The 23,483-nt window shown below is 67.0% G+C and carries 21 protein-coding genes; 6 read left to right on the forward strand and 15 right to left on the reverse strand.

The window, feature by feature from the left end; genetic code table 11:
* Positions 1-13 precede the first annotated feature (13 nt).
* From CAL25_RS01460 to CAL25_RS01495, 8 genes are all read right to left on the reverse strand, one after another.
* On the reverse strand, positions 14-1,306 hold the full coding sequence (locus CAL25_RS01460) for an ABC transporter substrate-binding protein (RefSeq protein ID WP_094798165.1): 1,293 nt from the start codon (positions 1,304-1,306) through the stop codon (positions 14-16).
* Between the two features lie 46 nt (positions 1,307-1,352).
* A complete protein-coding gene (locus CAL25_RS01465) occupies positions 1,353-2,405 on the reverse strand; it encodes an ABC transporter ATP-binding protein (protein ID WP_094798166.1) in 1,053 nt (350 codons plus the stop codon).
* Positions 2,406-2,515: 110 nt separating this feature from the next.
* Positions 2,516-3,337 carry a phosphodiesterase gene (locus CAL25_RS01470; protein WP_094798167.1) on the reverse strand — a complete coding sequence of 274 codons (822 nt, stop codon included), beginning with the start codon at positions 3,335-3,337 and terminating at the stop codon, positions 2,516-2,518.
* A gap of 26 nt (positions 3,338-3,363) precedes the next feature.
* A complete protein-coding gene (locus tag CAL25_RS01475) occupies positions 3,364-4,347 on the reverse strand; it encodes an ABC transporter ATP-binding protein (protein WP_094798168.1) in 984 nt (327 codons plus the stop codon).
* Between the two features lie 2 nt (positions 4,348-4,349).
* A complete protein-coding gene (locus CAL25_RS01480; RefSeq protein WP_094798169.1) occupies positions 4,350-5,189 on the reverse strand; it encodes an ABC transporter permease in 840 nt (279 codons plus the stop codon).
* 21 nt (positions 5,190-5,210) lie between these two features.
* Complete coding sequence (locus tag CAL25_RS01485; protein WP_094798170.1) at positions 5,211-6,026, reverse strand: ABC transporter permease; 816 nt, start codon at positions 6,024-6,026, stop codon at positions 5,211-5,213.
* A 1-nt stretch (position 6,027) separates the two neighbouring features.
* Positions 6,028-7,038: an ABC transporter substrate-binding protein gene (locus tag CAL25_RS01490; RefSeq protein WP_094798171.1), complete on the reverse strand. Its 1,011-nt coding sequence runs from the start codon at positions 7,036-7,038 to the stop codon at positions 6,028-6,030.
* Complete coding sequence (locus CAL25_RS01495) at positions 7,035-8,081, reverse strand: LacI family DNA-binding transcriptional regulator (RefSeq protein WP_094798172.1); 1,047 nt, start codon at positions 8,079-8,081, stop codon at positions 7,035-7,037. Before CAL25_RS01495 ends, CAL25_RS01490 begins: the two co-directional genes overlap by 4 nt.
* Positions 8,082-8,486: 405 nt before the next feature.
* Between CAL25_RS01495 and CAL25_RS01500 the strand changes: the two genes are divergently transcribed.
* Entirely contained in the window at positions 8,487-9,773 is a 1,287-nt protein-coding gene (locus CAL25_RS01500) for an amidase (RefSeq protein WP_094798173.1), read from the forward strand.
* A 130-nt stretch (positions 9,774-9,903) separates the two neighbouring features.
* On the opposite strand, the gene leuA is transcribed toward CAL25_RS01500, so the two are convergent.
* Together leuA and CAL25_RS01510 are read right to left on the reverse strand one after the other, a co-directional pair.
* Positions 9,904-11,613, reverse strand: coding sequence for a 2-isopropylmalate synthase (leuA, locus tag CAL25_RS01505; protein WP_094798174.1), 1,710 nt, complete (start codon positions 11,611-11,613; stop codon positions 9,904-9,906).
* A gap of 497 nt (positions 11,614-12,110) precedes the next feature.
* Entirely contained in the window at positions 12,111-12,737 is a 627-nt protein-coding gene (locus CAL25_RS01510; protein WP_170948357.1) for a hypothetical protein, read from the reverse strand.
* On the opposite strand from CAL25_RS01510, the gene rpoN reads away from it, so the two are divergent.
* Together rpoN and CAL25_RS01520 are read left to right on the forward strand one after the other, a co-directional pair.
* Positions 12,736-14,178 (forward strand): RNA polymerase factor sigma-54, encoded by a 1,443-nt coding sequence (gene rpoN, locus CAL25_RS01515; protein ID WP_094798175.1) that lies wholly within the window; start codon positions 12,736-12,738, stop codon positions 14,176-14,178. The two genes, CAL25_RS01510 and rpoN, sit on opposite strands and share 2 nt — an antisense overlap.
* A gap of 218 nt (positions 14,179-14,396) precedes the next feature.
* A complete protein-coding gene (locus tag CAL25_RS01520) occupies positions 14,397-14,720 on the forward strand; it encodes a (2Fe-2S)-binding protein (protein ID WP_094798176.1) in 324 nt (107 codons plus the stop codon).
* A gap of 168 nt (positions 14,721-14,888) precedes the next feature.
* Here the strand turns inward: CAL25_RS01520 and CAL25_RS01525 are convergent, their stop codons facing one another.
* Complete coding sequence (locus CAL25_RS01525; RefSeq protein ID WP_094798177.1) at positions 14,889-15,755, reverse strand: LysR family transcriptional regulator; 867 nt, start codon at positions 15,753-15,755, stop codon at positions 14,889-14,891.
* Positions 15,756-15,895: 140 nt separating this feature from the next.
* Between CAL25_RS01525 and CAL25_RS01530 the strand changes: the two genes are divergently transcribed.
* Entirely contained in the window at positions 15,896-16,804 is a 909-nt protein-coding gene (locus CAL25_RS01530) for a DMT family transporter (RefSeq protein WP_094798178.1), read from the forward strand.
* 367 nt (positions 16,805-17,171) lie between these two features.
* On the forward strand, positions 17,172-17,648 hold the full coding sequence (gene bfr, locus CAL25_RS01535; protein ID WP_094798179.1) for a bacterioferritin: 477 nt from the start codon (positions 17,172-17,174) through the stop codon (positions 17,646-17,648).
* A gap of 233 nt (positions 17,649-17,881) precedes the next feature.
* On the opposite strand, the gene CAL25_RS01540 is transcribed toward bfr, so the two are convergent.
* The 4 genes from CAL25_RS01540 to CAL25_RS01555 are packed head-to-tail and all read right to left on the reverse strand — an operon-like array spanning position 17,882 to position 22,429.
* Positions 17,882-18,562: a hypothetical protein gene (locus CAL25_RS01540; RefSeq protein ID WP_094798180.1), complete on the reverse strand. Its 681-nt coding sequence runs from the start codon at positions 18,560-18,562 to the stop codon at positions 17,882-17,884.
* Positions 18,563-18,594: 32 nt separating this feature from the next.
* Entirely contained in the window at positions 18,595-20,202 is a 1,608-nt protein-coding gene (locus tag CAL25_RS01545) for a peptide chain release factor 3 (RefSeq protein ID WP_094798181.1), read from the reverse strand.
* A gap of 52 nt (positions 20,203-20,254) precedes the next feature.
* Entirely contained in the window at positions 20,255-20,884 is a 630-nt protein-coding gene (locus CAL25_RS01550; RefSeq protein ID WP_094798182.1) for a LysE family translocator, read from the reverse strand.
* A gap of 30 nt (positions 20,885-20,914) precedes the next feature.
* A complete protein-coding gene (locus CAL25_RS01555) occupies positions 20,915-22,429 on the reverse strand; it encodes a DEAD/DEAH box helicase (RefSeq protein ID WP_141217872.1) in 1,515 nt (504 codons plus the stop codon).
* Between the two features lie 393 nt (positions 22,430-22,822).
* Here CAL25_RS01555 and CAL25_RS01560 point away from each other — a divergent pair, with 393 nt between their 5' ends.
* Positions 22,823-23,479, forward strand: a complete 657-nt coding sequence (locus CAL25_RS01560) for an N-acetylmuramoyl-L-alanine amidase family protein (RefSeq protein ID WP_249278944.1) — start codon at positions 22,823-22,825, stop codon at positions 23,477-23,479.
* Positions 23,480-23,483 lie beyond the last annotated feature (4 nt).

Raw genomic sequence — 23,483 nt, forward strand, 5'->3', positions numbered from 1 at the left:
CCGCCCTCCGTGCTTACTTGTACGGACGCAGGATGCGTTCCGCTTCGCGCTGCGCATCGCTGAGCGCCTGCTTCGGCTGCTTGGCGTCGGTCAGGATCGCCTGCAGCGCGTCGTTCAGCACCTTGGTCACGCGCTGGTTCTCGTGCGTCGAGAACTCAGCCACGCTCACGTCGAGCTGGTCGCGCGCCACGGCGGCCGCCGGCACTTCCTGCGCGTACTTCTTCATCTTCTCGGTTTCCCAGGCCGCCGGCGTGACGGCCACGTAGCCGGTCGCGATGCTCCAGTCGGCCGCGCGCTCCGGCGTGGTGACCCATTGCGCGAACTTCAGGGCCGCCTGTTGCTGCTCGGGCGTGCCGCTCTTGAAGATGTAGAAGTTGCCGCCACCCGTCGGGCTGCCGCCACGCTTCTGCTTGGGCATCATGGCCACGCCGAACGGGAAGTCGGCGTTCTTGCGGATGTTGGTCAGGTTGCCGGTGGTGGTCCAGACCATGGCGGCCTTCTTCTCGAGGAAGTCCTTGGGCGTGGTGCCCCAGTCGATCGTGCCCTTGGGCATGACGCCATGCTTGGCCGACAGGTCGTGCCAGTATTGCGCCGCCTCGATCACTTCGGGCTTGTCGAGGTAGGTCTGGTTGCCGGCCTCGTTCATGAGGATGGCGCCGTTCGGCGTGGTGAGCGCCTGGAACAGCCAGTAGGCGAATGCGCCGCCCGACGGGATCTCGAGACCCCATTGGGTCACGTTGCCCGAGGCGTCCTTTTTGGTGAGCTTCTTGGCGGTCTCGACCAGCTCGGCCCAGGTGGCCGGTGCACGCTCGGGATCCAGACCGGCCTGCTTGAACAGGTCTTTGTTGTAGTACATCACGATGGTCGAGCGCTGGAACGGCACGCCCCACACGTGGCCGCCGGTGCGGCTGTTCTGCATGAAGGCGTCGTAGAAGCCGCCGAGCCACTTCTTGTCGGCCTCGGTCTTGGCCAGGCCGTCGATCGGCACGATGGCATCTTCATCGATCAGCGTGAACATGTCGGTCGACAGCAGCACGGCCAGCTGCGGCGGCGTGCCGCCCTTGAGCGCGGTGAGCGCCTTGGCGATCGAGTCCTGATACGAACCCGCGTAGATCGGCTTGATCTTGATGCCGGGATTTTCTTTCTGGAAATCGGCGACCATGTCGTCGACGATCTTGGTGATGGGGCCGCCCACGGCGACGGGGTAGTAGAACTCGACCTCCACGGGCTTCTGCGCGAGCACGGGCATCGAGAGGAACGCGCCGGCCAGGCCGGCAACCAGAGTTTTCAGAACGGTGCGTCGCATGAGAGCAGTCCTAGAGAGGGGCAAAGTCGCGTGAAAGACAGCCGGCTCAGGCCGGCTGACGGATTGCCGCCTGATCGGCGGCGAAGAAATGCTGCGCGTCGCTGGCCCACGACAGGCCGACGCGCATGCCGGGGTCGGCGCGCAGGTGTCCATTGACGCGCACCGCGATCCCGCCGACGGCGCCGATGCGGCACACGGCGATCGAGTCGGCGCCGAAATACTCCACGCTCTCGATCTCGGCAGGAATGCCGTCGGCATTCAGCGTGATGTGTTCAGGACGAATGCCCATACTCGCGGCACCGGCGGGCGCCTGTTCGATCGCGGGCCCATGCGTGCCGGCGACGACCTGCTGGCCGTGCAGCGCGTCGAGCTTGATGATGTTCATGGGCGGCGTGCCGATGAAGCGCGCGGCGAACTCCGTCGCGGGACGCGCATAGAGTCCATCGGGGCTGTCGAGCTGTTCGATGCGGCCGCCACGCAGCAGCACCACTTGATCGGCCATGCTCATGGCCTCGGTCTGGTCGTGCGTGACATAGACCATCGTGATGCCCAGCTCGCGTTGCAGCGCGCGGATCTCGCGGCGCATCTCGTGGCGCAGCTGCGCATCCAGATTGGACAGCGGCTCGTCCATCAGACAGACCGGCGCATCGGAAATCACCGCGCGGCCGAGCGCGACGCGTTGCTGCTGGCCGCCCGACAGCTGCGAGGGCTTGCGATCCAGCAGGGCCGACAGGCCCAGCAGGCCCGCGACGCGATTCAGGCGGCGCTCGTAATCGCGCGCCGGCTCTTTACGCACCTTGAGGCCGAACAGAATGTTTTCGCGCACGGAGAGATGCGGGAACAGCGCGTACGACTGGAACACCATCGAGATACGCCGCTTCGACGGCTCGAGATGCGTGACGTCGCGGTCGCCGATCAGGATGCGTCCGCCGGTGGGCGTGTCCAGGCCGGCGATCATGCGCAGCGTGGTCGACTTGCCGCATCCCGACGGGCCCAGTAGGACCGTGAAGCTTCCCGCTGGCGCGGAGAAGCTCACCCCTTGTATGGCGGCGGCATCGCCATACTGTTTGCTCAGGTTTTCTAGGACGACATGGGACATGGCGGCTTTTCTTGTTCTGGAGATTTGCCATTCTGGCGGCAAATGAAATCCTTTTCATTCTGCGCTGCAAACATGACGTACGCGTTGCAGCGCAGCGACCGGGCCGTCGATTACTCGTCGATCAGCCCGCCGTCTTCATGAAACGGATACGGACCCGGGTAATCCCCGATGTAGGCGTGATGCGTGTTGAGCGAGCCGTCGAGGTAGTGATGCAGATGGAAGGCCGGCGGCTCCATGACGAAGGCGGACGGACCGCCCACGCGCAGGTCCAGCGCCACCTGATGCGCCGGGCTCGGGCAGGTCGAGGCGATGGTGCCGCCGAAGCGGCGGAAAATGGTGCGGTGCAAATGTCCGCACAGAATCCGCTCGATATTCGCGTAGCGGGAAACCAACGCTTCGAGCTCCGGCGCGCCCGCCAGCAGGCCGATGGCGTCCATGTGCTCGATCCCGGTGGCGAACGGCGGATGGTGCATCACGATGGCGGTCGGACGGCCGGGCTGTTCCGCCAGGCGATCGGCAAGCCAGTTCAATCGTTGCGCACACAACGAACCATGGCTCTGCATCGGCACCACCGTGTCGAGCACAATCAGACGCAAGGGGTGCTCTTCCACCGTGTATTGCAGGAACTCACCGGCCTCGCTCAGGTAGGCATGGTCGGGGAACGCATCGCGCAACCCGTCGCGGGCATCGTGGTTGCCGGGCAGCAGGAAGTACGGCATGCGCAGCGACTGCAACATGGCGCGCAGATGCGCGTACTCGGCCGGCCGGCCGAAATCGGTCAGGTCGCCGCTGATCATGACGAGATCGGGCGTCGGGTCCAGCGCGTTGAGCGCGACCACGGCCGGCGGCAGGTACTGATCCGTCTCGACCACGCGATAGGCCTTCTGGCCGGGCATGCGGATATGCAGGTCTGTGATTTGTGCGATGAGCATGATGAAACCGGAGTGAGGATGAAGGGTCAGTGGGCGGCGAGCGTCACGCTGACGCGCTGGCCGCGTTGATAGTGGCTGTCGGGACCGGTGATCGCGCTCAGGCGTTGCCCGTCGGCCAGGCCGATCTCGTAGCGCACCGAGCCGCCCAGGAAAAAGCGCGCCAGCACTTCGGCCTGGACCGCGTCCGCGCGCGGGTCGGCGAGGCCGACGTGATGCGGCCGAAAGCGCAGATCCTGGGCGCCTTCGATCAGCACGCCATCGCGCACGCCGCCGCGCAGCTTGCACAGCGTGCCCAGAAACTCGCCCACGAATTCCGTGTCGGGCTGGCGATAGAGCGTCTCGGCGTCGCCGATCTGCTCGAGCCGGCCGGCCGACATGACGGCGATGCGGTCGCCCAGCATCATGGCCTCGTCCTGGTCATGCGTCACGATGATGGTGGTGATGCCCAGCTGGCGCAGCATCTGCGCCAGCTCCACGCGCAGGTGCTCGCGCAGCTTCGCGTCCAGCGCGGTGAGTGGCTCGTCGAGCAGCAGCACGCGCGGCTCGATGGCCAGCGCACGCGCCAGGGCGACGCGCTGGCGCTGGCCGCCCGAAAGCTGGCTGACACGCCGTGTCGCGAAGCTTTCCATGCGCACCAGCGACAGCATTTCCATGGCGCGGGCGTTGCGCGTGGCGGCGTCCTGGCCGCGTACGCGCAGCCCATAGCCCACGTTGTCGAGCACGCTCATGTTGGGGAACAGCGCATAGCTCTGGAACACCACGCCCACGCCTCGCGCCTCGGGCGGAAGTTGCGTGACGTCCTCATCGCCATAGCGGATGCTGGCGCCGGCATCGGCCTGCTCCAGCCCGCAGATGAGGCGCAGCACCGTGGTCTTGCCGCAGCCCGAGGGGCCGAGCAACGCGAGGATTTCGCCACCGGGTATGTGCAGATCCAGCGGCTGCAGCGCACGGGTGCCGTCGGGCCAGGTCTTGCCGCATTGGCTCAGGGTGATCGAGACGGGAGCTTTCATGTTCAATGTCCTTGATTCTGGGCGGCCGCCTGGCGCTGCTGCAGGCGGGTGCGGCGTTCGCCGCGGGCGGCCAGCCATTGCAGGCCGACCAGCAGCGGCATCAGCATCAGCAGGAAGACCAGGGTGTACGCCGACGCGACTTCGAGGCGCATCGAGGCGTAGCTGTCGGCCAGGCCGACGGGCAGCGTCTTGGTGAGCGGCGTATGCAGCAACCAGGTGAGGTTGAACTCGCCGATGGAGAGGGTGAGCACGGTCAGGGCGCCCGTCACGATGCCGGGCATCGCATTGGGCACCACCACCGTCAGGAAGCGGTGCATGCGGCTGGCGCCCAGCGTGGCGGCGGCCTCGTCGAGCACGGCCAGGTCCGCGCCCGCCATGCTTGCACGCGCGGCCCGCACCATGAAGGGCAGCGTGAACAGCACATGGCCGATCACGATGAACCACATGCTGCCGCGCAGACCCGACACCGTGCCCCACGAGATGATCAGCGCGAGCGCCGAGGCGAGGCCCGGCACCGCGACCGGCAGGGTCAGCAATTCTTCGAGCGCGCGCGCGGCACGGCCGCGGTGCAACGTCAGCACCCAGGCCGCCGGCACGCCCACTAGCACGCAGACCAGCAGCGTGAGCAGCGCGACGGCGAACGAGCGCCAGATGGTGTCGCTATAGAGCTCCCACACCTGCTCGATCCAGCGCAGCGTGAAGCCGCTGGAAAAGCCGACGAAATAGTTGCGGGTCAGACCCGCCAGGATCGAGAGCACCACCGGTCCGATCAGGAAGGCGGCCACGGCGAGCGTGACGGCCAGTCCCAGGCGCATGTCGGTGCGCGAATGCAGTTCAGTCATGGCGATATGCGGTAAGAAATCTCAGGCCGCCGCGCCGGCGCGGGTGCCCGCGACGCTGTGCGCGACATACAGCACGGCCCAGGTCACCAGGCCCAACACGATCGACAGCGCGGCCGCGACCGGGATGTTGGCGTAGTTGGTGAACTCGTTGTAGATCGTGATGGGCAGCACGTCGATCTGCGTGGCCAGCGTGAACGCCGTGCCGAACGCGCCCATGCTCGTGGCGAAGCTCATGGCGCCCGCGCCCAGCAGCGCCGGCGTCAGCGCCGGCAATTCGATGTCGGCGAAGCGGCGCCATCCCGATGCGCCCAGCGTGCGCGCGGCTTCCAGCAGGCTGGTGTCGATCTGCTCGGCGGCGGCCGAGATCATGCCGATCGTGCGGGGCAACGAGAAGTACAGATAGCCCAGGAACAGACCCGCCATGCCGTAGGCGAACACCAGCGGCTCGGCGCCCAGCCAGCGGCTGATGGTGGCGGTCACGCCCTGGCGCCCGGCCAGCAAAATGATCAGAAAACCCACCACGACGCCAGGAAAGGCCAGCGGAAACATCAGCAGCGCGACCAGCGCGCGCCGGCCCGGAAACTCACGATGCCAGGCCAGGAAACGACCGACCGGCAAGGCGACCAGCAAGGTCGCCAGCGTGGCCACCAGCGACAGCACGACGGTATTGGCCAGACTGCGCCAGTACTGCATGCTGGTCAGCACCGTGACGTAGGCCGAGTGGCCCTCGGCGGTGCGCGCGCCGGTCAGCGCGAGCGCCGCCATGGGCAGCAGCCAGAACGCCAGAAAGAGCGCCGCGGCCGGCGCGGCGAACCAAAGCCATCCGCGGCGCGCCATCTCAGTTCACCTCTTTGGCGTAGCGCTCGGAGAAGCCGCGTTGCGCCGCCGCCATCTGCGCGTAGTCCACCGTGCCGGCACGGGCGTAGTCCGCGGCCGGGAGGAACTTCTTCTGCGCTTCGGCCGACATGGTTTCGGCGCGAACCGGGCGCAGGAAGGCATTGGCCCAGATCGCCTGGCCGGCATCCGAGAGCGTGAAGTCCAGCACCTTGCGGCCGTTGTCGGCGTGCGGGGCGTTGGCCACCAGGCTCATGGTGTAGGGCACCGCGATCGTGCCTTCGGCCGGGATCACGAACGCGACGTTGGCCTCGTCCTTGTACTTGGCGCGGTAGGCGTTGAAGTCGTAGTCGATCAGGATCGGGATCTCGCCGGACAGCACGCGCGCATAGGCGGTCTGCTTCGGCACGATGGGCTTGTTGGCCTGCATCTTCTTGAACCAGCCGATGGCCGGATCGAAGTTGTCCAGCGTGCCGCCCAGCGCGCCGTTCAGCGCCACCGCGCCCACGTAGCCGACGAAGGCCGACGACGGATCGAGGTAGCCCACCATGCCGCGGTACTCGGGCTTGAGCAGGTCATTCCAGGACTTGGGCACGGGCTTGCCGCGCAGCGCGTCCACATTGACCATGAAGCCCAGCGTGCCGGAGTGGATGGCGAACCACTTGCCGTTGGGATCCTTCATGCCGTCGGGGATCTTGTCCCAGTTTGCCGGCTTGTACGCCTGGATGAGATTGTCTTTGTCGGCCTGGATGCCGAAGGTCACGCCGTAGTAGACGACGTCGGCGACGGGATTGCCGCGCTCGGCCGCCAGCGAAGCGAGCGCCTGGCCGGAGTTCTTGTTGTCGCCCGGCACGGTGATGCCGGTGGCTTGTTTGATCGCCTTGATCTGCGTGGCCCAGTCGGCCCACTCAGGCGGACAGTTGTAGCAGATGGCGGATTGCGCCTGAGCGGCGCCGGCGCTCAGGGCCAGTACGGCCAAGGTGGCGCGCGTGAGGTTCTTGAGGAATCGTTTCATGCTTGCTTGATCCTGACGGAGGACGGTTTGGCGGGAGCGGCAGCGACCGTGCCGCCGGGGAAAACACGGTGCGCGAGCCGCACCGATTCAATGGGAATGTCGTTCTGCATGAAGTCGAGCAGACGCGCGCAGGCCTGCGCGCCGATCTCGCGGCTGGGCTGCGACACGCTGCTCAGCGGCGGCATCATCAGCGCGCCGATCGCGACGCCGTCGAAGCCGCACACCGACAGATCCTGCGGCACGCGCACGCCGAGCCCGATGAGCTGCGACAGCACCGAGCTGGCGAGCAGATCGTTGGAGCAGAACAGCGCGGTGGGCGCGTCCTTGCGGGTCAGGGCCATGCGCAGCACGCTGAGATCGGATTCGGTATGGGCCGGCATGGCGAGGTGGCCGACCGCGGGCAGCCCGAGCTTGCGGGCGCAGGCGCGCGCGCCTTCGAGCCGGCGGCGCGCGCGGTCGGACGCCGCCAGCGGACCGGTCACGAGCGCGATGCGCTGATGGCCCAGATCGGCCAGGCGTTGCACCATCTCGCTCGCGGCGGCGCGGTTGTCCACCGACACGAAAGGATGGTCCGGCGACTCGTTGTAGGCCAGCACATGCGGCATGCCGGTGTGCTGCAGAAACTGCAGCGTCGCGCTGTCGGCGGGATTGCCTACCGTGAGAATGAGGCCGTCGATCTGATGATCGATGAGCTCGCGCACGACACGATCTTCGATGTCGGGCTGGTAGCCCGTGGTGGCCATCATCACGCTGTAGCCCGCGGCGCGCGCGTATTGCTCCGCGCCTTCGAAGCAGTCGGCGAACACCGGATTGGTGAGCGTGGGCAGGATCAGGCCGATCGTGCGTGTGCTGCCGTTGCGCAGCGAGCGGCCGACGCGATTGGGCCGGAAACCGCTGCGCTGCGCCACGGCCTCGATGCGCGCGAGCGTTTCGGCACGCAGCAGCTCGGGCTGATTGAACGCCCGCGAGACCGTGGCGGGCGAGACGCCCGCCTTGCGGGCAATCTCGATGATCGAGGGCCGGCTTGGCGCTTTTTGGCTCACAGCAATCCTTGGCGACGAACAGCCTGATGAAAACGATTTCATTCTAGGAGCGCAGCATGACAGCGATATGTCATGCGCCAACTTAGTACAAATGCCGCATACCCGCCACAAGTGCGCGTGCCGCAGCGCCGCATACGCGCGGATCCGCAGTTGGCGAAAGCGCCGAAGGTCGTGGCGGTGCGCCGCATATCGCAACGCGTCACGGGCTTTGCCGGAGAGATGTCGCCGAATTGGTTGCGCACGCATCCTTCGCGGGTTAACCCGGAAACGCGATCCCGGTTCTTTGCATATACCCCGCGCTTGCTTCTACACTGGCCCCGATAGATTGAATGGCGGACGCTACATGGTCCGGCAATACACATACGCCAAGATAGGCGTACATCCGATGATCTGGGGAATTTGGGGATGGCGATAGCCTTGAATCAACTCGGTGCGCTCGATGCGGCGCGCCGGCTCAACCGCCGCGAACTCACCGCGGTGCAGATGGTGCGGGCCTGTCTGGCGCGCATCGAGCAGCGTGAGCCGCAGGTACAAGCCTGGGCCACGCTCGACCCCGCGCATGCGCTGGCGCAGGCGGAGGCACTCGACAACGGCCCCGTGCGCGGCGTGCTGCACGGTCTGCCGCTGGGCATCAAGGACATCTTCGATACGCATGACCTCCCCACGCGCTACGGGTCGAGCGTGTACAGCCAGCATCAACCCGTCGCGGATGCGGCCGCCGTTGCGCTCTGCCGCGAGGCCGGCGGGCTGGTGCTCGGCAAGACGGTCACGACCGAGCTGGCGGCCTATCAGCCGGGCCCGACGCGCAATCCGCGCAACGTCGCCTACACGCCGGGCGGCTCGTCCAGCGGCTCCGCCGCGGCGGTGGCCGACGAGATGTGCCCGCTGGCGCTGGGCACCCAGACCGCGGGTTCCATCATCCGGCCGGCCGCGTATTGCGGCGTGGTGGGCTTCAAGCCGACGGCCGGCCGCATCGCGCGCGGCGGCCTCAAATCCACGGCCGAGTCGCTCGATACGATCGGCGGCTTCGCGCGCAGCATCGACGATATCGGGCTGCTCGCCTCCGTGCTGATGCGCGACGCGCGCCTGCGCCAGCTCGACTACGACGGCACGCCGCGCATCGGCATGCTGCGGACCTTCCAGTGGCGCCTGGCACAGACCGAAAGCCGCGACGCGTTCGAGCAGGCCGCGCTGTTGCTCGCCCGGGCGGGCGCGGATGTGCAGGAGGCCGCGCTGCCCGCCGAAGATTGCGCGCTGGTGCAGTTGCACGCCGACGTCATGGCCTACGAAGCCGCGAGCGCCCTCACCTACGAGCGCACGCAGGCCCGCAAGCAGCTCAGCACGCGTCTCGTCGCCATGCTCGACGCGGGCGCGGAGATCGACACGGCGGCCCACCAGGAACGGCTCGCCCGTGCCGCCCGCGCGCGCGAGCGCGCGCTGCGCTGGTTCGACCAGTTCGACGTGCTGCTGATGCCCAGCACCACCGGCGAGGCGCCCTTCTTCGAGCAGGGCACGGGCGATCCGCTGTTCTGCCGGGTCTGGACCCTGTTCGGCTTCCCTGCCGTGCATCTGCCCTTCACGACCGGCCCGCAAGGCCTGCCCGTGGGCCTGCAGGCGGTCGGCGCGCCCGGCCAGGACCAGCGCCTGCTCGCCGTCGGGCGCTGGATGCACCGCGTGCTGCAGGAAGGTTGAGCGCGCAACCATAAAAAAACCCGGCGATCCGCCGGGTTTGTCTCTTGGGTGCTGCACCACCGGCCTTGTGGGACGGGGCTTGCCGCTGCCGCGCGCGCGATACGCCGCGCGCGGCCCTCGTGCCAGGTACTCAGGCGGCCTCGGCCTCCTGCGCCACGGGCATTTCGCCCTGGCTGGTGATGTGGCGGTTCACGGCGCTCAGGACAGCCTGGAACGACGCCGTCACGATGTCGCGATCGATGCCCACGCCGAAGCCGGTGGACGAGTCGCCCACGCGCAGCTCCACATAGCTCGCCGCGCGCGTATCCGTGCCGGTGCCGATGGCATGCTCGTGGTAATCCATGATGCGTACCGGTGCGCCCAGCGCGGCCACGAAAGCCGAGATGGCGCCGTCGCCGGTACCCGTGACGATGCGACGCTCGCCGTTGTATTCGAGTTCGGCCTGGATGCTGAAGTGCTTGCCTTCGCCCGCGCTGGGATCGCCGTCGATGCGATGGCGAATCAGCTTCCAGGGCGTGCGCTGGTCCAGGTACTCGGACTTGAAGATCGTGTAGACGTCGGCGCTGTTGACCTCGCGGCCGGTTTCGTCGGTGACGCGCTGGATGGCGCGGCTGAATTCGATCTGCAGACGGCGCGGCAACACCAGGCCGTGCTCTTGTTCGAGCAGGTACGACACGCCGCCCTTGCCCGACTGGCTGTTCACGCGAATCACCGCGTCGTAGCTGCGGCCCAGGTCGGCGGGGTCGATCGGAAGGTACGGCACTTCCCAGACCGCATCGGCCTTCTGCAGCGCGAAGCCCTTCTTGATGGCGTCCTGGTGCGAACCGGAGAAGGCCGTGAAGACCAGGTCGCCGGCATAGGGGTGACGCGGGTGCACGGGCAACTGATTGCAGTATTCGGCGCAACGGCGAACTTCGTCGATGTCGGAGAAGTCCAGGCCGGGATGCACGCCCTGCGTGTAGAGGTTGAGCGCGAGCGTGACCAGGTCGACGTTGCCGGTGCGCTCGCCGCTACCGAACAGGCAGCCCTCGATGCGATCGGCGCCCGCCATCACGGCGAACTCGGCGGCGGCCACGGCCGTGCCGCGGTCGTTGTGCGGGTGCACGCTCAGGATGATGCTGTCGCGGCGCTCGAGATTGTTGTGCATCCACTCGATCTGGTCCGCGTACATGTTGGGCGTGGTCGCCTCGATCGTGGCGGGCAGGTTGAGCGTGAGCTTGCGGGTGGGCGTGGCGTCCCATTCGCGGGCCACGGCGTTGGCCACTTCGAGTGCGAACTCGGGTTCGGTGGTCGAGAACACCTCGGGCGAGTACTCGTAGCTCCATTGCGTCTGGGGATGACGCGTCATGTGCTGCTTGATGAGCCGCGTGCCGGTCACGGCGATGTTCTTGATCTCGTCTTTCGACATCGCGAACACCACCTTGCGGAACGCGGGCGCCACGGCGTTGTACAGGTGGATCATGGCCTGCTTGGCGCCGGCTGCCGCGTCGGCGGTGCGCGAGATCAGGTCTTCGCGGGCCTGCGTCAGCACGATGATTTTCACGTCATCGGGAATGCGGTTTTCTTCGATGAGCTTGCGCACGAAGTCGAAGTCGGTCTGCGAGGCGGAGGGGAAACCCACCTCGATCTCCTTGAAGCCGATCTTCACGAGCTGCTCGAAGAAGCGCAGCTTGCGCTCCACGCTCATCGGCTCGATCAAAGCCTGGTTGCCGTCGCGCAGGTCGGTGCTCATCCAGATCGGCGGCTGCTCGATGCGGCGGCTGGGCCAGGTGCGCTCGGAAAAATCACGGGCGAACGGCTTGAACGGTACGTACTTGGTGGCGGGGTTGGCGAGCATCATCGGTACACCTCGGTCGGTATCTTGTGAATCCCGGGAACTTCCCTGCGCGACAGACCAGGATGGCGGTCCGTGTGCGGTGGCCAGGATGGCGGCCGGATTCGGTTTTAACGCGGATTCAAGTGGGTCGGCGTTGCGCTTTTGGGCGCGGCGCGGTCGGAATGCTTGTGTGTGGCGAACACGAGACGAACGTAGAAGGACGAACGTCGGGTTGCCGAGCTACCACTGGGGCACTAGGCCCGGCAACCGATCGGTAGGCGTAGCGATAGCGATAGCGCGCCGGCAGCGGGCACGAAGGCGGCGCGGGCGAGCTGTGCGAGAGGGGCGTGAGCAGGACGCAGGCCGCCGACCGAAGCACGGAAGGCTCCGGTGGTGTGCGCGAAAGAGGTGCGTTGAGCGGCCATAGACGCTAGTCAAACATATTTTTTCGGCCCGTGCAATCCTGTCGTGCCGGATCGGGATACCGGCCTCTGCATTGGGATTGCGGATCGCGGCGACGCTCAGCGATCGGGATCGTCGTTCAGGCGCGGCTCGACATAGCGGCCCGAGGGGCGGACCCGGTCGGCCTCGGGGCGGCCGCGGCTGGCATCGGCCACGGCGGGGGTATCGAGAATGACGGACTGCTCGGCCACGGCGGCGAGCTTGCCGATGCGGTTATGACGCAGCTCGGTACGGGCGCGCTGCAGGTCGCCGACCGTGAAGGGTTCGTCGCGATCGCCCCAGGTCCAGCGCAGCACGGCGACGGTCTCGTCGCTGAGCTGCGGGCGCAATTGCGCCAGCACGCCGGTGGGCAGCATGCGGGCGCGGGCGGCGGCCATATCGGCCATGAGCCAGGCACGCACCGCGAAGAACACGATCAGCGTCCAGATGCCGACCACGATCCACCAGAAGATCGGGTTGTAGCGGGTCAGCATGTCGACGGCCTGCTGGCCCATCGAATGCAGGCCCTCGAACGACAGATTGCGGCCGAAGGCCAGCAACCAGGAGGCGGCGAGCAGCCAGATCACGACCGCCACGGCGATGACGATCGCCCGGACGGTGAGGCGGGGGGCCGCTAATTTCAGCAAGGTTTGGCCGATCAACCGGCTGTCCTGGCGAATGCGTTCGGGCGAAGTGGGATTCATCATGCAAAATATTGTACCTATGACTCGTCCCGCACTAGAACTGCGTCCTGGTCAGCATCTGACGCTGACCCCCCAACTGCAACAGTCCATCCGGCTGCTGCAGTTGTCGTCGCTCGAGCTCGAGGCGGAGATCTCCCAGGTCCTCGCCGACAATCCGTTGCTTGAACGCGACGAAGACACGAGCGCTCAGGCCGAAAACGCCGATCCGCAACGCGAAGCCAGCGTCGAAAGCGACGATGCGCCCGACACCGAGCTGCGGATCGACGAGATGCCCGGCTCGGGCGGGGTGTATCCCGACGACGACAGCGAGACGCCGCAGCAGGCGCGCGACGACACGCTGCGCGAGCATCTGATCGCACAGCTCGCCCTCACCCGCGCCGCGCCGCGCGACCTGGCGCTGGTGTCGCTGCTGATCGACGAGCTCGATGACAACGGCTATCTGGGCTCGCCGCTCGACGAAATCCTGAGCTGGCTGCCCGCCGAGCTCGAGGTCGACGAAGACGAACTGCGCGCGGCGCTGACGCTGCTGCAATCGTTCGACCCCCCCGGTATCGGCGCCCGAGACATGGCCGAATGTCTGCTGTTGCAATTGCGCCACCCCGACCCGGTGCGCCTGCCCGAGGCGGTCAACCCCGCCGTGCTGGCCTGTGCCCGCGAAATCTGCGCGCGCCACCTGGCCCTGCTCGCCACCGGCAACCCCGCCCGGCTGCGGGAGGCGCTCTCGACCGATGACGCGACCCTGCGTGGCGCCCACGCGCTCATCCTGCGGCTCGAGCCGCGTCCCGGCCGTGCCTGGACGGTGCCCGCCGCCGACTACGCCATTCCCGACGTGATCGTGCGCAAGGGGCGTCATGGCTGGCAGGCGGTGCTCAACAGTGCCGTGGTGCCCCGGCTGCAGATCAACGGGCTGTATGCGCAGATGCTGGGCAACCAGCGCGAATCCAGCCATGCGGGCCTGCAGTCGCAGCTGCAGCAGGCGCGCTGGATGATCCGCAACGTGGAGCAGCGCTTCGACACCATCCTGCGCGTGTCGCAGGCCATCGTGGTGCACCAGGACGCGTTCTTCAGCCAGGGGCCGTCGGCCATGCGTCCGCTCATCCTCAAGGACATCGCGAGCGAGCTCGGCCTGCACGAGTCCACCATCTCGCGCGCCACGACCCAGAAGTACATGCTGACGCCGTTCGGCACGCTGGAGCTCAAACGCTTCTTCGGCACGGGGCTGGCCACCGAGAGCGGTGACTCCGCCTCCGCCACCGCCGTGCAGGCCCATATCCGCCAGATGGTCGCCGAAGAAAACCGCGCCAAGCCTCTGTCGGACAGTCAGATCATGGAGCGCCTGGCCGACCGCGGCATCGTGATCGCGCGCCGCACCGTGGCCAAGTACCGCGAAGCGCTGCGCATCGCGCCCGCGGCCGTTCGCAAGGCCCAGGCCTCGGCGCGCTGAGCGGGCCGGCGGGGCGCGGTTTGGCGAGGATCCCGGGTCAAAAAGTGACGGATTAGACGCCCGCAATGCTGCGCTGCGGTGTAAGCCGGGAGATCGCCGTCCGGGCCCGCGCCGCGCACTTTTGTCCCTTATTTCAAAGACATAGCCTCGAAACGCGTTGCAAATATTTCCTGCGGAAAGGCTTGCGTCCGACTGATTTATTTTCGATAATCATTCGCATGTACGTTTGTATCTGCAATGCGGTCACCGAACGCCAGATCCGCGCCTGCGTGGATTCCGGGGCCGCTACTCTGGGCGACTTGCAATTCGAGCTGGGTGTCGCATCCTGCTGCGGACGTTGTGCCTCCACGGCTACGGAATACCTGCCCGGTGGACGCAGCTCCAGCGTGTGCGATGTCCGTTCGCTCGCGGTGCCGGTCAATGCGCCGCCCGCGATGCTCGAGGCCGACGCGCTGGCCGCTAATGCCGGCGTCGATACCGAAGCCGCCGCGGCCAATTCGCCGTTGCGCGCGTTCCCGATCCCGCTGGTCGCCGCCGCCTGATTCCGCGCGCTCGCGGCGGGCCCCGGGCACTCAGGCCCCGTGCCTCGCTCGCCGACCCCCGAATCCCTGGCCCTCGCCGTCATGCATGCCGCCTGACGCCCGAGGGCCTTTTGCTGCCCGTTCGCCTGTGAGTGGGTTGCGTCGCCAGGCGCCTTGGCCGCGCCGCGCTCAGGCCACCTGACGCAGCGGCGCCCTGCCGGCTCCCTGATTGCAGAATGCCTGGATCCGCGCCGCCAGCCCGTGCGCGGCAGGCCCGGCATCGGGCGCCACGCGCAAGGCCAGCTCGCTCGGGGCGGGCGCCGGCAGGCGCTCGTCGTGGCGCAGTCCGGCGGCCTGACAGCGGGCCTCCAGCAGCGCCACCCCCAGCCCGCCCGCCAGCGCGGCCTGCAGGCCGTGCAGATTGGGGCTTTCGTAGCTGATGCGCCAGCGCAGGCCGGCGGATTCGAGCGCATGGATCGCGCGGTTGCGGTACAGGCAGCCTTGCGGAAACACGACCAGCGGCACGGGGTCGGGTAGAGGCAGCAGCACGCTGGCGTCGCTGCCCAGCCACAGCAGTTGTTCGGGCCAGGCGGCGATGCACGAGCCGCCTTCGGGTTCGCGCTTGTGGAGCACCACATCCAGCTCGCCACGGCTCATCGCGCGGACCAGCGCCACGCTCAGATCGCAGCGGACGGCGAGCCGTGCCTGCGGTTGCGTGCGGGCATAGTCGGCCACGAGCTCGGTGAGCGGCGCCACCGCGAAATCATCCGGAATGCCCAGCCGCACCACCTCCACCCGCTCCTGTCCGCCCACGGCCACTCGCAGCTCGGTCGAGAGCGCCAGCATGCGCCGCGCATAGCCGAGCAGGCGTTCGCCGTCTTCGGTGAGGCGCACCTGCCTGCCCTCGCGCACGAAGAGCGCGCAGCCCAGGTCGGCCTCGAGCTTGCGAATCTGCTGGCTGACGGTGGATTGCGTGCGATGCACGCGTTCGCCGGCACGGGTGAAGCCGCCCGCGTCGACGACGGAGACGAAACTGTGGAGCAGGTCGAGGTCCATGGTGGGGGGGATCACCCATCGATTTTTCAAATACTTTTGATCGGAATAAAGCGTTTGTCAATGGATTAGGGCAGGCACAGAATGCGCCTGACGCCTTGCCCGCCGGGCTGGCCCCCGCGGCAGGTTGCCCGCTTCCCGTCATGAACTCGACCCCGATCTCCGCTCCGACCGCCTCCCCCGACGAGGGCCGCACGGCCTGGGGCATGATCGCGCTGTTCTGTGTGCTGTGGAGCTCGGCGTTCGCGGCGGCCAAGATCGCGCTGCGCGACTGTCCGCCGCTCACGCTGCTGAGCATCCGCTTCGCCATCGCCGGCGTGCTCATGCTGGGCGTGGCCATGCTGACGCGGGCGTGGCGTCTGCCGGGCGCGCGCGACCTGGCGGTGCTGGCCGGTCTCGGTGCGCTCAACAACGGCATTTATCTCGGGTTGAGCTGGAGCGGCATGGCAACGGTGTCGTCGGCCTTCGCGGCCGTGCTCATCAGCACCAATCCCCTTCTCATCGGCATTCTCGCCGGCCCGATGCTGGGGGAGCGCCTGACGATGCGCAAGCTGGCGGGCCTGTGCCTCGGCCTGGTCGGCGTGATGATCGTGCTGCGCTCACGCCTGCAAGGCGGGCACGAAGCGCTGGAAGGCACCCTGATGGTCTGCGGCGGACTGCTGGCGCTGGTGCTGGGCACCCTCTGCTACAAGCGCGCCCGTCCCAGCGCGGATCTCTGGACCGCGACGGGCGTGCAGTCGCTCGCCGGCTGCCTGGTGGTGCTGCCCTTTGCGCTCGCCACGGAGTCGATCGGCGACGCCCATCTCACGCTGTCGCTGGTGCTGAGCATGCTCTACACCATCGTCGCCGTGTCGATGGGCAGCTATTACCTCTGGTTCCGCATTCTGAGCCGCACCAGCGCCACCTCGGCCAGCGCGCTGCATTTTCTGATGCCGCCGTTGGGCTTGTTGTTCGGCTGGGCGATATTGCGCGAGCCGGTATCGTGGATCGATCTGCTGGGCATCGTGCCGATCGCGCTGGGTATCTGGCTTGCCACGCGTGCGCGCACCTGACGTGCAATCGCCTTATTTGTTGGCCTGAGCCAACGCCGCGCGTTTGCCAAAAAAAGGCGCGCATATTCGCACTGCGCGGCGTGAGTCTGGAAGCGCTTGCGGCATTATCGGCGCGCGTTTTTCATCAAGCTCATGCCGTAGAGCACCACATGGCGTGATCCGGTGTCCAACGCATCCAGCATGCAGACTCATTCTCATTTTCTTATCGCTTTCTTGTTGCGCTCGTAAAGCGGTTTACCAAATGCAGAGCAAGGCTAGGCGCGGCCTGCCGGGCAGTGTTAGTCTGCCGGGGTTGCGCATGTCGCAAGCCGCATGCGTAGTGGTACCGCGCGGCCTAGCGCGCGCCAGACCGCATAAGGAGTCCATCATGAAAGGCGATAAAACCGTCATCCAGTATCTCAACAAGCAACTCACCAACGAGTTGACGGCCATCAACCAATACTTCCTGCATGCGCGCATGCTGAATCATTGGGGCCTGAAGAAACTGGGCAAGAAAGAATACGAAGAGTCGATCGGCGAAATGAAGCACGCCGACCGCCTGATCGAGCGCATTTTCATGCTCGATGGTCTGCCCAACCTGCAAGACCTGCACAAGCTGATGATCGGCGAAGACGTGCCCGAGCTGCTCGCCTGTGACCTGAAGCTGGAGCAAGGCGCCCAGCAAACGGTCAAGGACGGCATCGCTCACTGTGAGTCCGTGCGTGACTACGTCTCGCGCGATCTGCTGCAGGACATCCTCGACGACACCGAAGAGCACATCGACTATCTCGAGACCCAGATCGGCCTGATCGATCAGGTCGGCCTGCAAAACTACCTGCAGAGCCAGATGGAAGTCGAAGGCTGATCGCCGCGGGTGCGGCTTCGTTTCGCACCCCGCACCTGTCTTGCCCAAACCCCCGGTCCTCGCGCGAGGCCGGGGGTTTGTGTTTGGCCCACGCTGCACGGCGCGGCGTCATGGTCGCCAAGCTGATCGAAGGTGCCGCCGCGGGGCGACCGCGACCGGCGACTCGCGACCGGCGACCGGCGCGGGCAATAAAAAACCCCGCCGAGGCGGGGTTTGGCGCGATGCCGACGTGCTCAGGGGCGCGACGGGCATTCGGCGATGGTGCCCCAGGCGCGGTTGGGCGCGCAGTATTTATTGCGGGCGTTCCAGGAGCAGCTCGGGCGATCGAAGAAGCCCTGCTTCGCGCACTCGGCCAGTTCCTGGCGCAGCGCGCCCTGCCAGCCGGCTGCGGGAGCCGCGCCGCGGTTGGACACCGACCCCGGCACATTCTGGAGGGCGACCGGCGGATTCTGCTGGACCTGATTGCCGTTGCTGGGAATCTGCGGCACCGGGATGCCGAGCTGATTCTGCGATTGCACATCCAGCGTGGTGACGTCGGACGCACCGGACGGCAGCGGCACATCGGAATTGGCCGCGATCTCGCGCGCGCGATCCATCGAAATGGTGTCGCGCGAAATCTGCACGTTGGGATCGCTGTTCGAGTCGAACAGCGACACCGTGTTGACCTGCCATTCACGCGGCGGACCCTGTTCGGGCACGCCGAGCGTGCCGTCGACACGTGGCTGGGGTGGTTGCGCGGTATAGGGCCTGCCGTTGGCATCGAGGACGGGCTGCTGCGAGCCATCGCCGTCCTGGCCAGGGGCCGGGGCGGCCACGGGGGCGTGCGCCACCAGCCAGTCACCAAGTTGCAGGCCGCCCCAGGCGGCTGCGCCCAGAGCGATCAAAAGCGTTGCGATCAATAAACGCCAGGACATTGCTACCCTCTTCACTTCACGGTACGACCGGGTCAGGCCTTGTCTCCGAATACCTTACCGCCATGCTCGCGCATGGCGTGGAATTTCACATCCGGATACAGCTCTTCAGCGACCCGCAATTGCGCGGGCGACCCGATCAGGAATGCCGCGGCATCGACCACATCATAGGCGATATGGGCAGCATTGGCATCCATGAACTTACGCAGCGCGCGGGGATCTTCGGAGGTGATCCAGCGCGCCATGGTGTAGCGCGAAGGCATCATGCGCGCCTCCACGCCGTATTCGGTTTTGAGGCGATGCGCGACCACTTCGAACTGCAGTTGGCCCACCGCGCCGAGCAGCAGCGAACCGCCGGCGGCCTCGGGCCGGAAGACCTGAATCGCGCCTTCTTCGCCCAGCTGGGTCAGGCCGATGCGCAGCTGTTTGGTGCGCAGCGGATCCTTCACTTCGACGGCCTGGAACAGCTCCGGCGCGAAGAACGGCAGACCCGTGAAATGCAGGCTCTCGCCTTCCGTCAGCACGTCGCCCAGTTGCAGGACGCCGTGGTTGGGAATGCCGATCACGTCGCCGGCATAGGCCTCGTCGAGCAGCTCGCGCCGCTGCGACAGGAACGACACCACGTTGTTGGGACGCGTTTCTTTGTTGGTGCGCACGACCTTCAGGCGCATGCCGCGTTCGAAGCGGCCCGAACTCACGCGCACGAACGCCACGCGGTCGCGGTGCGCCGGGTCCATATTGGCCTGCACCTTGAAGACCAGGCCCGTGAACTTGGGCTCTTCGGGCTTGACCTCGCGCTCCATGGCCATGCGCGCGCCGGGCGGCGGCGCCAGCTCGACCAGCGCGTCCAGGACTTCCTGGACGCCGAAGTTGTTGATGGCCGAGCCGAAGAAAACCGGCGTCTGCCTGCCCGCGAGGAAGGCCTCGTGGTCGAAGGCCGGCGCGGCTTCGTTGATCAGCTCGATCTCGCCCGAGGCTTGTTCGAACGACGAGCCGAAGCGCTCGGCGATCGCCGGATTGCTCAGCCCTTCGATGAATTCGTCGTCGTCGTTGCGGCGCTCCTGACCGGCGCGGAACAGGCGCATGCGGTCGCGGCGGATGTCGAACACGCCGCCAAACGCCTTGCCCATGCCCACCGGCCACGAGAACGGCACCGCGTCCATGCCCAGATGCGCTTCGATCTCGGAGAGCAGTTCGAGCGGCTCGCGCACTTCACGGTCCATCTTGTTGATGAACGTGATGATGGGCGTGTTACGCGCCCGACAGACCTGCAGCAGGCGAATGGTCTGCGGCTCGACGCCGTTGGCGGCGTCGATCACCATCAGCGCCGCGTCGACGGCCGTGAGCACGCGATAGGTGTCTTCGGAGAAGTCCTGGTGACCCGGCGTGTCGAGCAGGTTGATGACGCAGTCGCGATATTCCATCTGCATCACCGACGAGGCCACCGAAATGCCGCGCTGCTTTTCGATCTCCATCCAGTCGGACGAGGCGTGGCGCGACGCCTTGCGCGCCTTGACGCTGCCGGCGATCTGGATCGCGCCTGCGAACAGCAGGAGCTTTTCGGTCAGCGTGGTCTTGCCCGCGTCCGGGTGGGAGATGATGGCGAAGGTACGTCGCCGCGCGACTTCGTTGGGTATGGTCATGGTCGAAGGATTGTACAGAGGCGCACACCGCGCCCCGGCGTGCGATGCAGGCTCAGGAATGGCGCCGGAACGTCGCGAGGAACACGCCGGCCAGGATGAACAGCGAGCCGAACACGCGATTCATCCAGCGGATGTGGCGCGCCTCGCGCAGCATGCGCAGCACCTTGGCCGCGAGCAGCGTGTACACGCCCATCGCGACCAGATCGGTGAACGCCAGGGTGCCGGCGAGCGTCACGTATTGCATGCTCAGCGGTTGCGCCGGATCCACGAACTGCGGCACCACGGCCAGCAGAAACACCGTGCCCTTGGGGTTCATGGTGTTGATCAGGAAACCGCGCATGACAAGCTCGCGGATCGACGCGCGCTGCGGATCGCCCGCATCGACGGCCACCGGGGCGGCGTCGGTGCGGATCTGGCGCCAGCCCAGATAGATCAGGTACGCCACGCCAAGATACTTGACGAGCGTGAAGGCCAGCTCGGAGGTGGCGAGCACGGCACCGAGGCCGACCGCCACGATCAGGAACTGGAACAGGATGCCCAGAATGAGGCCGGCCGTGTTCCAGTAACCGCGCGCAAAACCGTACTTCAATCCGGACGACATGGCCGAGATGGCCCCGGCCCCGGGCGAAAACGAGATCGCCCAGGAGGCGACAAAAAAGGTCAGCCAGGTGGATAGCGTCATGATGATCTCTGGTCTTGCGCGGTCGGGTCCTTATTTGCCGAGCAGCACGCCGCCGCGGCCGTTGCCGCTGGGCGCACGGCCCCCGCGGGGCGCGGCCGGACGGCTGCGCGCGGCGTCGTTGCCACCGGCAGCGTGGCGCGGCGCCGAGGCGCGGCCACCGTCGCCGCGCGGCGCGGCACCCGAGGCGTCGTTGCGGCGTTCGCCGCCCTGACCGGCCGGACGGCCCGCGGGCTTGGCGCCCTGACGCGGTTGCGCCGGGCGGCCTTCGCCACGTGCGGGGGCGCTGCTGCGCTGTCCCCGGCCACCGTCGCGGCCACCGCGGCCACCGGGGCGGCCACGGCCAAAGCCGCGCTCTTCGTCTTCCTCGTCGCGCTCGCGCTCGGCCGAGACGCCCACGGGCGGGACCCAGCCTGCGACGGTCTTGCGCTCGATGGTCTTCTTGATCAGGCGTTCGATGGCCTTGAGCAGTTTGACTTCGCTCTCATCGACCAGCGAGACCGCCGCGCCGGTGGCGCCGGCACGGCCGGTACGGCCGATACGGTGCACGTAATCTTCGGGCACGTTGGGCAGTTCGAAGTTGACGACCTGCGGCAGTTGATCGATGTCCAGGCCGCGCGCGGCGATGTCGGTGGCGACCAGCACGGTGACGGTGCTGTCCTTGAAGCCGGCCAGCGCGCGCGTGCGGGCCGATTGGCTCTTGTTGCCGTGGATCGCGGCGGCGGTCAGGCCGTCCTTGACGAGCTTTTCGGCCAGGCGATTGGCGCCGTGCTTGGTACGCGTGAACACCAGTACCTGGTGCCAGCCGCTTTCGCGGATCAGGTGGCTGACCAGGTCGCGCTTGTGATGCTGGGCGACCATGTGCACGGTCTGCGTCACGAGTTCGGTCGCGGTGTTGCGCGGGGTGACCGAGACTTCGCCCGGGTTCTTGAGCACGCCGTGCGCCAGCGCACGGATCTCGTCGGAGAACGTGGCCGAGAACAGCAGGTTCTGGCGCGTCTTGGGCAGCAGCGCGAGGACCTTGCGGATATCGCGGATGAAGCCCATGTCGAGCATGCGGTCGGCTTCGTCGAGCACGAGGATCTCGACGCCCGACAGATCGACCGTCTTCTGGCCCGCGTGATCGAGCAGGCGGCCGGGGGTGGCGACCAGGATGTCGAGCGGCTTGCGCAGCGCGGAGATCTGGGGATTGATGTTCACACCGCCGAACATGACCATCGAGGTCAGGTTGGTGTGCTTGCCGTACACCTGGACCGACTCGGCCACTTGGGCGGTCAGTTCGCGGGTGGGCGTGAGAATGAGGCAGCGCGGGCGTCCCGGCTTGCGCAGCTCGGGCTTGCTCGTGGACAGCAGATGCAGGATCGGCAGCGTGAAGCCAGCCGTTTTGCCGGTGCCGGTCTGGGCGGCGGCCAACAGGTCGCCTCCCTGCAGCACCAGCGGAATCGCCTGAGCCTGGATCGGGGTGGGTGCGGTATAGCCCGTGTCGGCGATTGCGCGCAAAAGCGAATCAGCCAGCCCGAGGTCGGCGAAAGTGGAAGAGGTAGTCAAAAAACAACTCCAGCGGCAGCCTGTCGCTCAAGTTGAGTGACTCCAATCCAGGCAACGTGTGAGGAGATAAAGGGATGAGCCGGCGGTTGTGCCGGACGGGGCGGCGCGCGCCCCGAATGACGTGTGCCGATTGGCACTGCACACGGGCTGGAATTGTAGCTGAAGGCCAGCCGCCTGCTGCACTGCAGCGGCCATAGTTGTAACCATGCAAGACAGCCCGCCGGCTCGGGCGGCCAAACGCGCGATTCCGGCATTTGCCGCGGGCCTCCCCGTGGGCGAGAATCCCGCGCAGCCGGCGTGGTCGCGCGCCGCCCCTTTTCGCCTTCCGAGGATGCTCCGTTGTTTCCTTCGTTGAACCGTACGTCGGCACGCCGTGCAGCCTGCGCGGCCTGGCTGGTCCTTCTGAGTGCATTCGTCCAGCCCGCGCTGGCGGCTCACATCGTGGTCGACACGGGGCACACCCCGAAGCGGCCCGGCGCGACCGGCGCCAGTGGCCGGGTCGAGTATCTCTACAACCTCGACCTGAGCGATGCCGTGGCGCGCGACCTGAAGGCGCTGGGCGCCACCGTGACGCGTGTGGCGGCCGACGGCAAGGAGATCGCGCTCACCCAACGCGCGACCCGCGCGCCCGGCGCGGATTTCTTCGTGTCGATCCATCACGACTCGATGCAGCAGCACTATATCGACGCGGGGCGGCAGCGCGAGTTCGCCGGCTTCGCGCTGTTCGTGTCGGAGAAGAATCCGCGCTATGAGCAAAGCCTGGCCTGCGCCCGCGCGATCGGCGAACAGCTGCTGGCCGCCGGCGAGAAGCCGTCGGAGTATCACGCCGAGCCGATCGAGGGAGAGAATCGGCCGTTCGTCGACCGGCGCCTGGGGATCCACCGCTACGATGGCCTCGCGGTGCTGCGCACGGCGCCGATGGCGGCCGTGCTCGTGGAGGCCGGCGTGATCGTCAATCCCGACGAAGAGCTGCGGTTGGCGCGGCCCGACACGATCGCGCGGCTGGCGCAGGCCATCGCGCAGGGAACGCAGGCCTGCCAGAAGCCGTGAAGAA

The organism is Bordetella genomosp. 5 (genome assembly GCF_002261315.1).
GTDB lineage: Bacteria > Pseudomonadota > Gammaproteobacteria > Burkholderiales > Burkholderiaceae_B > Bordetella.